Origin of the sequence: Aeromicrobium sp. 9AM, from assembly GCF_902506105.1 — a bacterium.
In the GTDB taxonomy this organism is placed as follows: Bacteria; Actinomycetota; Actinomycetes; order Propionibacteriales; family Nocardioidaceae; genus Aeromicrobium.
Window position 1 is genome coordinate 1,712,457 of the sequence record NZ_LR733304.1, and the last position, 12,694, is coordinate 1,725,150.

At 67.9% G+C, this 12,694-nt stretch carries 15 protein-coding genes; 9 read left to right on the plus strand and 6 right to left on the minus strand.

Annotated features, from left to right (window positions below; translation table 11 throughout):
* Positions 1–58 precede the first annotated feature (58 nt).
* On the plus strand, positions 59–730 hold the full coding sequence (locus BOSE46_RS14785; RefSeq protein WP_159540964.1) for a BON domain-containing protein: 672 nt from the start codon (positions 59–61) through the stop codon (positions 728–730).
* Positions 731–765: 35 nt separating this feature from the next.
* On the opposite strand, the gene BOSE46_RS14790 is transcribed toward BOSE46_RS14785, so the two are convergent.
* From BOSE46_RS14790 to BOSE46_RS14805, 4 genes are read right to left on the minus strand one after another with little or no spacing between them, the layout of a single operon-like run.
* Positions 766–1,608, minus strand: a complete 843-nt coding sequence (locus BOSE46_RS14790) for a universal stress protein (RefSeq protein WP_159540965.1) — start codon at positions 1,606–1,608, stop codon at positions 766–768.
* A gap of 25 nt (positions 1,609–1,633) precedes the next feature.
* Positions 1,634–2,644: an alcohol dehydrogenase AdhP gene (gene adhP / locus BOSE46_RS14795; RefSeq protein ID WP_159540966.1), complete on the minus strand. Its 1,011-nt coding sequence runs from the start codon at positions 2,642–2,644 to the stop codon at positions 1,634–1,636.
* 58 nt (positions 2,645–2,702) lie between these two features.
* On the minus strand, positions 2,703–3,293 hold the full coding sequence (locus tag BOSE46_RS14800) for a GNAT family N-acetyltransferase (RefSeq protein ID WP_256366727.1): 591 nt from the start codon (positions 3,291–3,293) through the stop codon (positions 2,703–2,705).
* A complete protein-coding gene (locus tag BOSE46_RS14805; RefSeq protein WP_159540968.1) occupies positions 3,290–3,802 on the minus strand; it encodes a flavodoxin/nitric oxide synthase in 513 nt (170 codons plus the stop codon). Before BOSE46_RS14805 ends, BOSE46_RS14800 begins: the two co-directional genes overlap by 4 nt.
* 624 nt (positions 3,803–4,426) lie before the next feature.
* Between BOSE46_RS14805 and BOSE46_RS14810 the strand changes: the two genes are divergently transcribed.
* The 8 genes from BOSE46_RS14810 (at position 4,427) to BOSE46_RS14845 (ending at position 10,990) form a co-directional block, all read left to right on the plus strand.
* Positions 4,427–4,915: a DUF2231 domain-containing protein gene (locus BOSE46_RS14810; protein ID WP_159540969.1), complete on the plus strand. Its 489-nt coding sequence runs from the start codon at positions 4,427–4,429 to the stop codon at positions 4,913–4,915.
* 9 nt (positions 4,916–4,924) lie between these two features.
* Positions 4,925–5,635 carry a VIT family protein gene (locus BOSE46_RS14815; protein ID WP_159540970.1) on the plus strand — a complete coding sequence of 237 codons (711 nt, stop codon included), beginning with the start codon at positions 4,925–4,927 and terminating at the stop codon, positions 5,633–5,635.
* Positions 5,636–5,976: 341 nt separating this feature from the next.
* The gene (locus tag BOSE46_RS14820) at positions 5,977–6,885 is read left to right on the plus strand and encodes an FAD:protein FMN transferase (protein ID WP_159540971.1); all 909 of its coding nucleotides are present in this window, start codon (positions 5,977–5,979) and stop codon (positions 6,883–6,885) included.
* Positions 6,885–7,481, plus strand: coding sequence for a ferric reductase (locus BOSE46_RS14825; protein WP_159540972.1), 597 nt, complete (start codon positions 6,885–6,887; stop codon positions 7,479–7,481). The genes BOSE46_RS14820 and BOSE46_RS14825 overlap by 1 nt, the downstream gene beginning before the upstream one ends.
* Positions 7,478–8,716 carry an NADH-ubiquinone oxidoreductase-F iron-sulfur binding region domain-containing protein gene (locus tag BOSE46_RS14830; RefSeq protein ID WP_159540973.1) on the plus strand — a complete coding sequence of 413 codons (1,239 nt, stop codon included), beginning with the start codon at positions 7,478–7,480 and terminating at the stop codon, positions 8,714–8,716. The genes BOSE46_RS14825 and BOSE46_RS14830 overlap by 4 nt, the downstream gene beginning before the upstream one ends.
* Positions 8,713–8,904, plus strand: a complete 192-nt coding sequence (locus tag BOSE46_RS14835; protein WP_159540974.1) for a ferredoxin — start codon at positions 8,713–8,715, stop codon at positions 8,902–8,904. The genes BOSE46_RS14830 and BOSE46_RS14835 overlap by 4 nt, the downstream gene beginning before the upstream one ends.
* A 56-nt stretch (positions 8,905–8,960) precedes the next feature.
* Positions 8,961–9,647: a response regulator transcription factor gene (locus BOSE46_RS14840; protein ID WP_159540975.1), complete on the plus strand. Its 687-nt coding sequence runs from the start codon at positions 8,961–8,963 to the stop codon at positions 9,645–9,647.
* Positions 9,644–10,990 carry a HAMP domain-containing sensor histidine kinase gene (locus tag BOSE46_RS14845; protein ID WP_159540976.1) on the plus strand — a complete coding sequence of 449 codons (1,347 nt, stop codon included), beginning with the start codon at positions 9,644–9,646 and terminating at the stop codon, positions 10,988–10,990. Before BOSE46_RS14840 ends, BOSE46_RS14845 begins: the two co-directional genes overlap by 4 nt.
* Positions 10,991–11,001: 11 nt before the next feature.
* On the opposite strand, the gene BOSE46_RS14850 is transcribed toward BOSE46_RS14845, so the two are convergent.
* Together BOSE46_RS14850 and BOSE46_RS14855 are read right to left on the minus strand one after the other, a co-directional pair.
* A complete protein-coding gene (locus tag BOSE46_RS14850; protein ID WP_159540977.1) occupies positions 11,002–11,532 on the minus strand; it encodes a universal stress protein in 531 nt (176 codons plus the stop codon).
* Entirely contained in the window at positions 11,529–12,422 is an 894-nt protein-coding gene (locus tag BOSE46_RS14855) for a universal stress protein (RefSeq protein WP_159540978.1), read from the minus strand. Before BOSE46_RS14855 ends, BOSE46_RS14850 begins: the two co-directional genes overlap by 4 nt.
* Positions 12,423–12,694: the final 272 nt, after the last annotated feature.

A 12,694-nucleotide genomic window follows, 5' to 3' on the forward strand; every position in this document is an offset into this window, starting at 1 on the left:
TCATCGTCCGGGTCAGAAGTCCCTAGGTCTGAGACGCCGTGAATACGAGAGTCGAACCATGAACACGACCATGAAGAAGAACGCCGATCACCTCATCCAGCAGGACGTCATCGATGAGCTCGCCTGGTCGCCTGAGCTCAACGACACCCGCATCGGCGTATCGCTGCTCGACGGTGCCGTCACGCTCACCGGCGAGGTCGACAGCCACGCTGAACGGAACGCTGCGGTGAAGGCTGCCATGCGCGTTGCCGGGGTCAGCGTCGTCGCCGACGAGCTTGAGGTACGTCGCAAGGCGACCGCTCGACCGACCGACACCGAGATCGCCGCGGCGATCCGCGAGGCGCTCAAGTGGACGTCCAAGGTCCCAGGAGACTCCGTCAAGGTCGAGGTCCGCGACCACGTCGCGATCCTCACCGGCCAGGTCACCTATCAGTTCCAGCGCCGCGAGGCGGCCGAGCTGGTGGGCAACGTGATCGGTGTCGAGCACGTCCAGAATCGCATCGAGCTCGCTCCGCGAGCCTCCGCCTCCGACACCGGCGAGCACATCCGGCGAGCGCTGATCCGCAACGCAGCCACCGACGCGGACGCGATCCGCGTGACGACGGTCGGCACCGACGTCACCCTTGCCGGCACGGTCCGCACCTGGCTGGAGCGGAGCGAGGCCGCGCGTGCCGCCTGGTCTTCGCCCCACGTCACCTCGGTCCACAACAACATCCAGGTACGCCCGTGACGATCGTGTCCTTGGACTGACTGACCTTTCGGTGCTCAGTCCTCCCGGCCTACCGGGACGACCGCCACGACGCTCGGTGCCGCCCGCAGCAGCGACGAGGCGACGCGCTTGCCGAAGAACGGCCCACGATGCGGCTGATTGGGGTGCCCGACCACGACCATCTGGGCCTCTCCTGCCTCGCGGGCGAGCTCATCGCCCGGATCTCCCAGGATCACCTCGGCGCGACACTCGACACGCGGGAACACCCTGTGCCAGTGCGCCAGGTGTCCCTTGAGGCGGCCCTTGCACCAAGCCAGCTCTTCGGCTTCCACCGTCGGAGCCAGGACGGTCACGGCCCGCAGGCGAGCACCCGTATGGTCGGCGATCTGGAACGCGAAGCCGAGAGCCTCCTCGACGACGTTGTGGACATCGAGAGCGACAAGGATCTCGGTGACCACGGGATGCGAGACGCCAGCTGGAACCACCACCACCGGGCTGTGGCCGTGCAGCGCTGCGCGACGAGCCACGTCGATGCCGGCCACCCGCTCGACGGAGGACACGTCGTCGGCCCCCACCACGACCAGAGCGGCATCCTTGCTCTCCGTCTCGATCGCGAAGACCACCGGCTCGGTCCGCAGCTCGTACTCCACGTCACCGGCAGTGTGACCGGCCAAGCGGTCCCTGGCATGATTCAAGACCAATTGGGCGGCTTCGTGCAGGAGACGACCCATCTCCTGTCCCAGATAGGGATCACCCGAGGGCATCGTGATCGACTCGGCGTGCACCACGCGCAACGGCGCCTCCAACATGTTCGCCATCTCGGCGGCATACGTCAGGAGCTCCGGCTGGTCACCGGAGATCCCGACCACCACGGGCCGTCTTGCGGTCGGCTCCTTCATGACGCCTCCTCGGCTCGCACGCGATTCAGAACTCGAAGACCAGCCGGGCCTGGATCTGTCCGTCCAGCAGCTCCGCGATCGACTCGTTGACCTGCTCGAGCTTGCGCCCCTCCGCGATGACGCGCGTACGTCCGAGGGCATGCAGCTCGAACACCTCGGCAAGGTCCTGGCGAGTCCCCACGATCGAGCCGATGATCTCGATGCCTTTCAGCACCGTCTCGAAGATCGGGATGCTCATCGTGCCCTCGGCCGGGAGCGCGACGCAGACGAGACGCCCACCCCTGCTCAGGGACGAGAACGCCTGCTCGAAGGACTGGGGCGAGACAGCGTAGGCCAGCGCGACATCCGCACCACCCAAGGCCTGGATCGCCGCGACAGGGTCCACCTGCGCGGCGTTGACGACATGATCGGCGCCGAGCGAGGTGGCCAGCTCGAGCTTGTCGCTGTCGATGTCGACGGCGATGACAACCGCGCCGACGAGGCGGGCGTACTGCACCGCGAGGTGACCGAGTCCGCCGATGCCGAAGACCGCGACGGTCTCGCCAGGCTGGACGTGAGCGACCTTGACCGACTTGTAGGACGTCACACCCGCGCAGCTCAACGGTGCGGCGTCGAACGGCTCGACGCCCTCAGGGACCGTGACGGCATAGCGCGCGTCGACGACCGCGTACTCGGCGAATGCCCCGTCGATCGAGTAGCCGCTGTTCTGCTGGCTCTCGCACAACGTCTCGCGACCGTCGACGCAGTAGCGACAGTGGCCGCACGCGTGTCCGAGCCACGGAATGGCGACGCGGTCGCCGAGCTGGTGCGCAGTGACACGTTCTCCAAGCTTTTCCACGATGCCGACACCTTCATGGCCCGGGACAAACGGTGGCGTCGGCTTGACCGGCCAGTCGCCGTGCGCGGCATGGATGTCGGTGTGGCAGAGGCCGGAGGCCTCGATGCGTACGAGGATCTGGTCGATCGACGGTTCAGGGACGGCACGCTCCTGCAGCTCGAGCGGCTGGCCTAGTTGGGTGACGACGGCGGCTTTCATGACAACTCCTGGGTGGACGAATGGTTGACTCCACCGTGCCGGTTCTCCGGCCCGGGGTTCAGGGCCGATTCGCCTTGAGCTGCGGGACCAACGTCCCACGCATCCGGGCGACGGCCGCTGTGTGCCGGGCTGCGATGGCGGCCCGCGCGGGCGCGCCGAGCTCGGTGTTCATGCGCAGCGCCACGTCGCCGTGATCGGCATGCCGTTCGATCCTGAAGCCGGCGTCGGTGAACACCTCAAGCATGGGGTGGTTGACCGCCAATACGTCTGCCACGAACCATTCCACCCCGGCCGCGCGGGCGTCGGTTGCGGCCCGCTCGAGCAGCAGCGTCGCGACGCCCAGACCGTGCGAGTCATCGGCGACCAGGAACGCGATCTCGCTCGTCGATTCGTCGACCCGTTCCACGTCGGCGATCCCGATGAGCCGGCCGGCCTTGACCATCACGTACGTGCGGGTGTCCGGGTTGCGGTCGAAGAGGTGGTCGACGTGTCTCGCCACAGCTCCGTGCCCAACCGAGAAGAATCGTGTGTAGAGGTTCTCCTCGCTGCACGAGTCGAACAGTGCGGTCACGGCCGGTCGGTCTGCGCTCCGAAGTGACCTGATCTCAGCGAGACTGCCGTCTGCGAGGACCACACGGCTGGGGCTCATGATGCCGCGACGAGCGCACCCAGCTCGCGACCCCAGGCCGTCGCCCGCTCGAGCTCCCCCTCGTGGAGCGGGCCGTCAATGTCCTCGACGTAGAAGCTCTCGGGTGAGGAGCCGGTGGTGAAGCCATGCTTGTGCCCGACCTTGGCAGCGCTTCTGGCTGCCGACCCCGGCAGGTGCCGCACCTTGGTGACACGCGTGTCGAACGTGGCGAGGGAGGCCGCGTGGTGGCCGGCTGGAATCCCGTCGAGCCACTCCCGGAGCCCGAAGTCGACCTTCCCGTGGATGGCCCCCTTCGCCATTGCATCGGTCCTGGTGGCCGTGCGACTCATCGAGAACGCATGCGTCGGTCCCCCAGCAACGATCAGGTCGATGTCGTCCGACGGTGCGGTCGGCGCATCCTGCACCTCGTGCAGGTCCACGTTCATGGTCTCGCGGAGTCCGCTGACGATCGCTTTGGCGATCGCGGCGGTGTTGCCGAACATGGATTCGTACACGACAAGTGCCTTCATGGTGTGCCTTCTCTCGGGGAGGTTGTGCGCCCCCTCAGTCGACCATCGAGTGAGGCTGCGCATCACGGGCCAAGGTCGGGTCCGCGCGGGACCAACGGCCCTCTCAACCGGGCCGAGCGACTCTGCGTGCAAGCAGCGAGGAGCACCAGAATCGAGACGTGAGACTGCCCCAGCAAACGGCAAACCGGAGCCGACCCGATCATTTGACCTCGATTTGACGTTCTGATGACCCACCGATGAGCGTGCCGGCAACACGATGTCCGTATGGACAGAGCCGCCCGAAACGTTCGCGCGCGCCTCACCGGACGGGCCCGGTTGCACACCGCGATCATCGTCGGCAGTGGGCTTGTCGCGGGAAGCACCGTGACAGGTGTGCTGGCGGCGGAGGCTGAGTCCGATGCCCCCCAGTCTCCGAGCGCATCGTCACCAACCCCGGTTCCCTCAAGGAGGCCCGTGCTCAAGGCGAGGCGCGTACCCGAGCCTCGTGCGCAGAGCACACGGCGACCGGGGGTGGTCCGTCCCAGCCCGACACGGGCCGCCGCACCAGACGCAACCAGCAGCGCCTCCTGATCCAGCCATCCCAACCCGCGGACTGCATCCGCCCGCCGACCCGAAGGACCTGCCATGCCCAACGACTTCTACGGCCTGCCCCTGCACCCGCTCATCGTCCACGCCACGGTCGTCATGATCCCGCTTGCTGCGTTGACCGTGGTGCTTGCTGCAGTGTGGCCACGGTTCCGCCGTTGGGCTGGGCCACTGCCCGCGGCCATCAGTCTGATCGGGGTGATCCTGGTACCACTGTCGACATCGACCGGCGAGACGCTGGAGAGGCACGTCGAGAGATCGGCATTGCTCGAGAAGCACACCGACATGGCCGAGGGGCTCCTGCCCTGGATGATCGGCCTGCTCGTCTTCGCCGTGGTCGGTTACGCGATCCACCACCGCGCCAACCGCGGGCAATCCGCGAGCACGCTTCTGGCGCGCGGGGTGGCGGTCCTCGCCATCGCTGCGGCCCTGGGCACCACCGTGCAGGTAGCCCGCATCGGGCACAGCGGCGCCAAGGCAGCGTGGCAGGACACTGACATGAGCTCTACCAGCCAGTCCGGCGGGTAGCGGACCCTCATGAGCTCCAATCACGGCGGCGAGCCACACATGGGCGGGATGGCCTCTCGCCTGAACTGGCTGCGCGCAGGCGTGCTCGGCGCCAACGACGGCATCGTCTCCACAGCCGGTCTCGTGGTCGGAGTTGCCGGTGCCACGGCGGACCGGGGAACCATCTTCACGGCCGGTCTCGCCGGTCTCGTCGCCGGTGCGGTGTCAATGGCCCTGGGCGAGTACATCTCGGTCAGCAGCCAGCGGGACAGCGAGCGCTCGCACCTCGCCCTCGAGAGGCGGGAGCTGCGGGACTCGCCTGCAGAAGAACTCCTAGAGCTGGCGGACATGTATGTGCGCAAAGGACTGTCCGTCCAAACCGCGCAAAAGGTCGCCGAAGAGCTGACAGACAACGATGCACTTGCCGCACATGCGGACATCGAGCTGGGCATCGACTCTGGAAGCCTCACCAACCCCCTGCACGCCTCGTTCGCATCAGCCGTGGCCTTCACGCTCGGCGCGCTGCTGCCCTTGCTCGCCATCCTGCTCGCGCCCACCTCGGTCCGCGTCGCGGTCACAGTGGCGATCGTGCTTGTTGCTCTGGCGATCGCCGGGGTGCTCAGCGCGCACCTGGGACACAGCAGCGTACGGCGCGCGGTGACGCGGGTCGTCGTTGGCGGCGCTGCCGGCCTGGCCCTGACGTACGCCATCGGACGGCTGTTCGGCACAGCCGTCGGCTGAACACCACGGCTGCCTCTCAGCCCGATTTGACCTGCATTTGACTCCTCGCTGAGGCAACCATGACGCAGTCACGACAACAGTGGACTCATGAACACGTCAGCATCATCACCGCGATCGCTCCTGGCGTCCCGCGCACGCAAGCACCTGCTGGCCATCGCCGCGACGAGCGTCGTGCTCACCGGTGGCGTGACGGCATATGCGGCCACAGCGGGGAACGCCACTCAGACCACGTCAACCGGTACGGGCTCGCAGGACACGTCGACTTCACACAATTCGTCGACCGGGTCGGGACTGACCGCTCCGGACGCCAGCTCCTCGAGCGATGGCTCGAGCAACGCATCATGAGCGCGTCAGCGGTGTGGCAGGACTGGTCCTGCCACGTCAGACTCACCGTGACGGACGGCGCGACGCTCGATCGCGCCCGACGCCTTCTGACCGACCTGATGTCCGACGTCGAAGACGCAGCCAGCCGCTTCGTCCCGACCTCGGACGTGTCACGGGTCAACCAGGCGGCTGGCCGGCTCGTGCCGGTTGCCCGCCGCATGACCGAGCTGGTCGACGTGGCGATGACCGCGGCAGGAGCGACCGACGGCCTCGTGGATCCGACCGTCGGAGCGCACGTCATACGCGCGGGATACGCCCAGGACATCGAGCTCGTACGAGATCGCCTCGTCCTCACTGGTGAGTCCGCGGCACCGCACCGCGCGAATTGGCACAGCATCCAGGTCGATCATGAGCTGTCGCGAGTTGGTGTCCCTGCCGGCCTTGCCCTGGACCTCGGCGCCACCGCGAAGTCGTGGACTGCCGACAGCGCAGCGCACGCGATCGCCGCGTTGGGGACCGGGGTGCTCGTGGAGATCGGTGGTGACGTCGCAGTGGCGGGTCACAAGCCCACACCATGGCAGATCCGGATCAGCGAGCAGGCCGGCGAACCGGGCGAGCAGGTCGGGCTGACGAGCGGGGGCCTGGCTACGTCGTCCTCGGCAGCACGTCGCTGGAGAACTGCGAACGGGTCCGCTCACCACATCATCGATCCGCGTACGGGCGAGCCCGCGGCCGGACCCTGGCGTACTGCCACGGTCTGGGCCAACAGCGCCCTGGACGCCAACATCGCCAGCACCGCCGCCATCGTCCTCGGTGAGGACGCGGCTGGCTTCCTGGCAGAACGCGGTCATCCGGCGCGCCTCGTCGGACAGGACGGCCATGTGACGACTGTCGGCACGTGGCCGGGCGCGAAGCAGGTGGCCTGATGACTCTCTGGTATCTCGCCCGCGCAGCAGGTGTGGTCGCGCTCGTCGCGTTCACCGCATCGACCGTCCTCGGTGCGCTCTCCCCCGGCCGCAACCGCAGTCTGAAGTCGGCTGACATCGACCGCCGCTACCTCGTCCAGATGGCGCACCGGTCCGCAGCCATCACCGGTCTTGTGGCGCTGGCAGCACACGTTGTCCTCCTCGTGATGGATTCCTACGTCAACGTCAGCATCGGTGGCGCACTGATCCCGTACACAGCTGGCTACCGTCCGCTCGCCCTGGCTCTGGGCACCATCGCGGTGTACCTGTTCACCCTGGTCGCAGTGTCGGGCGCCGCCCGCGGCCGACTGGCCACATCGGTGCGCGCGGCCCGAGCCTGGCGCTCCATCCACGTGATGGCCTACCTCGGGTGGGTGGCGGCCATGGCACACGGTGTGCTCGCCGGCACGGACACCGGCGCGCGGTGGACGACCGCGGTCTACCTCGCGTGTGGCGGAGCGGTCGCGGTGGCCGTCGCCGTACGGCTGCGCTCGCGCGCACGCTCCGCGGCAGACCCACTGACCAGAGCACGCACTCTCGAAAGGAGCCGGTCATGACCATCATCGACAACGCGCACGCGGGTTCCGTGAGCTCGCTGGGGACACCTCGCCTGCTGGCCGGGGTCGACCAGGTGGGTCACGTCGACGCAGCACACCACCGCGCGCTCCACGGGGACCCAGTCCTGCGCAGCCGCGCGTGGCTCCTGGGCGCCATGCGAGAGGTCAATCTCCTGGGCCGTGGTGGGGCCGCCTTCCCCGTGGCCACCAAGCTCGAGGCGATGCCGACCGGATCGTCCACGGCGATCCTCGTCAACGGCAGCGAGGGCGAGCCCGCCAGCCGCAAGGACCGCACCCTGATGACCGCAGTCCCCCACCTGGTGATCGACGGTGCGCTCGTCGCGGCACATGCCCTCGACACGCAGGTCATCACGATCGCCATCCACGACCCTTGGTCGTACGAGTCGCTCGTCCGGGCCGCACGTGAACGTCCAGATGCCGATGCGATCTCGGTCGTCCGTACGCGTGACGGCTTCGTCGGTGGCGAGATCCGGGCCGTCATCAACGGCCTCAACGCAGGTGTAGCGCGACCGGGCGGACGGCGCCACCTCCCCCACACCCACGGGATGTCCGGACGGCCGACATTCGCCTCCAACGTCGAGACGTTCGCGCAGATCGCCCTGCTCACCGGGATGGGCGTCGCGGACTACGCTCGTACGGGCTCACCGGTCGAGCCGGGCAGCAGCCTCGTCACGCTCCTCGGCGACGTCGTGCGACCCGGGGTGCTCGAGGTGCCCAACGGAACTCCGCTCGAGATGCTCCTGCCCGGGCAGGCCGACGCTCCCGTCCTGATCGGTGGCTACCACGGGACCTGGACGCGCGCGGCACACGACCTCCCTCTGACTCGCTCCAGCTTGCGCGCGGCGGGGGCACCTCTGGGTGCCGGAGTCATCGCCCGCCCGTTCCCCGGCACGTGCGTGCTGTCCGAGGTGGCCGCGGTCAGCCGCTGGCTCGCCGCCGAGTCGACCGGTCAGTGTGGTCCGTGCTTCTTCGGCCTACCTGCACTGGCCGACGACATGCAGGCGTTCGCCGACGGGACCGGCTCCGAGGCACAGGCCATCCGACGCTTGGAACAGGTTCGTGGGCGCGGGGCCTGCGCCCACCCCGACGGGGCAGTGCAGTTCATGTCATCGGCGATCACGACGCTCGCCGACGACATCCGGGTCCACCGGCTGCACGGCGCCTGCGGCCGCCCCCCGTCGGCGGTCCTGCCGCTACCGAGGAGTGCACGATGACCAGCATCGCCGTCGACTGGACCCGCTGCGAAGGTCACGGCATCTGCGCCCGCCTGCTGCACGAGAAGATCAGCCTCGACGAGTGGGGATTCCCGCTCATCGATGAGCCAGAGGTCGAGCCGCATCTCGTCAAGGCCGCCCGCCAGGCTGCGATGGCATGCCCCGCACTCGCCCTGCGCGTCGAGTGAGGGTGAATCGCGCGAGGGCGCGTTCGAGACCAGTGCTGCGGACTACGCTCGGCGGCATGACCCGCATCCTCCTCGTCGAGGACGACGACGACATCCGAGAGGCGTTGAGCCGCGCCCTCACGGCGCAGGGTGTGACGGTCGCTGCGGTGGCGCGAGGCTCTGACGCCCTCGGACGGCTCACCGAGTTCGCCCCGGATGCCGTTGTCCTCGACCTCGGACTTCCCGACCTGGAAGGCTCGGATGTCCTCGCCATGATCCGCTCGCTGAGCGACGTGCCCGTCCTGATCGCCACCGCGCGCGACGACGAGGGCGGCGTGATCCGGCTCCTCGACGCCGGTGCGGACGACTACATCGTCAAGCCCTATTCGGCGGGCCAGGTCCTGGCCCGCGTGAGGGCCATCCTGCGACGTCACGGCTCCGGGGCTGAGGCGCAGCCGACCGAGATCCGCATCGCCGACCTGGTCATCGATCCCCAAGGGCGCGAGGTCCATCTCGGCGGCGAACCCCTGACGCTGACCCGCAAGGAATTCGACCTCCTGCTCTACCTGGCCCAACGTCCGGGCCAGGTCGTGTCCAAGGACAACCTGCTTGCTGACGTGTGGAACCTGCCGTGGGGTGGGGGCGACCGGACCGTCGACGTCCATGTCTCCTGGTTGCGGCGCAAGCTCGGCGAGTCGGCCGCCAAGCCGCGTTTCCTGCACAGCATCCGCGGGGTCGGCGTGAAGCTCGTGGATCCTTCATGACCCTGCGCCGCCGGATCCTGATGCTCGCCACCGGGCTGACGGCACTCGTGCTGATCCTCTTCGCCGTGCCCCTGGCGATCGCGTTCAAGCAGTCTGCCTCGGACCGTGTGGTCCGCGAGACCCAGTATCTCGCGCAAGGCGTCGCCGACTACCTGAGCACGGGGTCGTACTCGGCGGCACAGATCACGGAGTATGTCGCCCGCGTCAACTCCCGCACCGACGCCGCGATCACCGTCATGCTGCCGGACGGCTCGGCCATCGGCGCAACCCTGCCCGACGACGCTCCTCGAGCGCCCGACGGGAGCGAGCCCAAGCGGGACCACGACGACGATCACGACGGCGACAACGACGATCTCGGCACGGTCTCCGTGTCCTCGCTCCAGCAGACCAGGCACGGACGGATCATCAACATTCAGTCCAACAGTGCATCGGGCCGCGCACTCGTTCGCGCCTACGTCGACGACAGCACGGTTGATCACGAGGTCTATGAGCGCTGGGCCGTCATCGGTGGTGGCGCCGTCCTCCTCCTGATGCTGTCAGCGGTCGGCGCCGAGATCGTCACGCGACGCCTCACCCGCCCTCTGGTGGCCACCGCGAGAACTGCAGGTGAGCTGGGAGCCGGACGGCTCAACGCTCGTGCCCCCGTCAGCGGTGCCCGGGAGATTGCCGAGGTCTCGACGGCCCTGAACACGCTCGCCGAGAGGATCGAGGAACTCCTCGCCTCCGAGCGAGAGACCATCGCCGACCTGTCCCATCGGCTGCGCACCCCCATGACCGCGATCCGGCTCGACGTCGAGGCGTTGCCCGACTCCGAGCAGTCTCGCGAGTTGGCACGGCACATCGCCGTTCTCGACCGAACCCTGACGGCCGTCATCCGCCACGCTCGTCTGCCTCAGGCCGACCGCGACCACCGGCACTGCGACGCGCACCAGGTGGTCTCGGACCGGGTTGCCTTCTGGACGCCTCTGGCCGAGGACCAGGGTCGTCTGGTGAGCGTCGACAACGACGAGACCGACGCTGTTGATGTCGCCTGCACCGCAGACGAGCTGTCAGCCGCGCTGGATGCACTCATCGAGAACGTCATCGCTCACACACCTGAGGACTCCCCGCTGCACGTCGCGGTGAAGCGCACACCCCAGGGATGCCAGATCGACGTGGTGGACCGTGGGCCGGGCCTGCCCCCGGGTGCGACGCACCGCGGTCGCAGCGACCGCGGCTCGAGTGGCCTAGGGCTCGACATCGCCCGAAGCTGTGCCGAGGCGACCGGAGGACAACTGGATGTGGTGACGAATGACGACGGCTCCAACACCGTGCGCCTCACGCTGCTGGCCCCGACAACGTAACCGTGGCTGCGTCAGTCGAGCTTGAGCTCGCTGGCCAGCGCCTCCTCGATCCTCTCCTGCTCGGCGGAGGGCCGGCTGACATGGCGCGCAGGTTTGTCAACGAGCACGGGGCACTTCGCGTGGCGCACGACCTGCTCGCTGACCGATCCGAGCAGCAGCCCGCTGAACCCACCGTCGCCGCGGCTGCCCACCACGACCAGGTCGGCCTTGCCGGACGCCTCGATAATCTTCTGCGCCGGACTGCCATGCACGACGGTGGCCGTGATCGTCACATCGGGGTACTCCGTCCGGATCGGGGCGATGTCAGCCTCAAGGGCCGCCAGCGTGGCTGCCTCGAAGTCCTCAAACGGGGGCATGTAGCCAGGCGCGGCGGTGCTGGGTCGGGGAGCCGCACTGAGACTCCACGCGCGTACCACCGTGACTGGTCGATTCAGCGCAGCGGCAAATCGCATTCCCGTACGCAATGCGGCTTGAGCACGAGCAGATCCGTCGTGCGCGACCAAGACTCCACCGGCGACGTCAATGGTGGTTCGAACGGTCATGATGCGGGACTGGCAGCTGAAGCGCTGACCGGGACGACCTCGACGGGGCAGGTGGCGTGACGAACGACCGTTCGCGTCGTCGATCCCAGCTGCAGGTCGGGAAGGCCATGACGCGACCGGCGGCCAAGAATGACGAGGGTGGCGTCCTGGGAGTGGTTGAGCACGGCACGCGCTGGCTCAGCGTGCTCAACCACGACGCTGACCTCGACCTCCGGAAAGTCGGATCGCAGTCCGGTGATGGCCGCCCTGATCCCCGCCTCCCCGCGCCGACGAATCTCCTCCCGCTCGACCCTGTCGAAGATGATGTCCTCATATGCGTTGTCGACCATCCAGGCATGGACGATCGCGAGCTGAGCATCCATGGCGTCCGCGCGCCTGAAAGCTTCCTCCAGCGCGCCATCCACCTGCTCGGTGTCGGCGACACCCACCACGATCTTGTCCCGGCTCAGGTCATGCCAAGTCGCCGGAACCGCGATGACGGGACAGGACGAGTGTGCTGCAACGCCCGCGAAGGTCCGGTCAGTGAACATGTGGATCCGGGACCGGTCAGCGTGGCCCAGGACGATCAGGCGCGCGCCTTCAGCCTCGTTGACGATCGCGGACGCTCGATGACCCTCGACGACCGCCGTCGTAACGCGGACGTCAGACCCTCCGACCTTCTCGGCCTCGATACGCGCCGCGTCGACGATCCGCGCTCCCACCTCCGGGAAGGTGTCCGCGCTGCCGAGAGGAAGCATGGGATTCATCGGGATCATGTGGGGCAGCACATGAACCACGTGCACGCCACAGCCCTCCCGCCGCGCGCGGACCGCCGCATAGCGCACGGCAGCGGCGCCTACCTCTGACCCGTCAACTCCTACGACGATGTTGCCCGTCGAATCCTTCGACATGCTCTTCTACCTTCCGCTCAGCGACTCACATCTGCTCCTACCTTCGCCCCGCCCGCCGAGACACGACACGGTCCAAGGTCCCACCTCGGTGGGACTTGAGGTTGGCGGTCTGATCCGGCCACCGATTGGAATCTGGATCAAACCGCGAATGCGACCTCGGATCGTCAGCGCCACTTCATGACACGCTCGCCGAACACTTGATTTGCGACGACGGAAGTCCGCCTCATGAGCGAACACGTCAACTCATGACTAGCGCCAAGAATTCGCCGTAC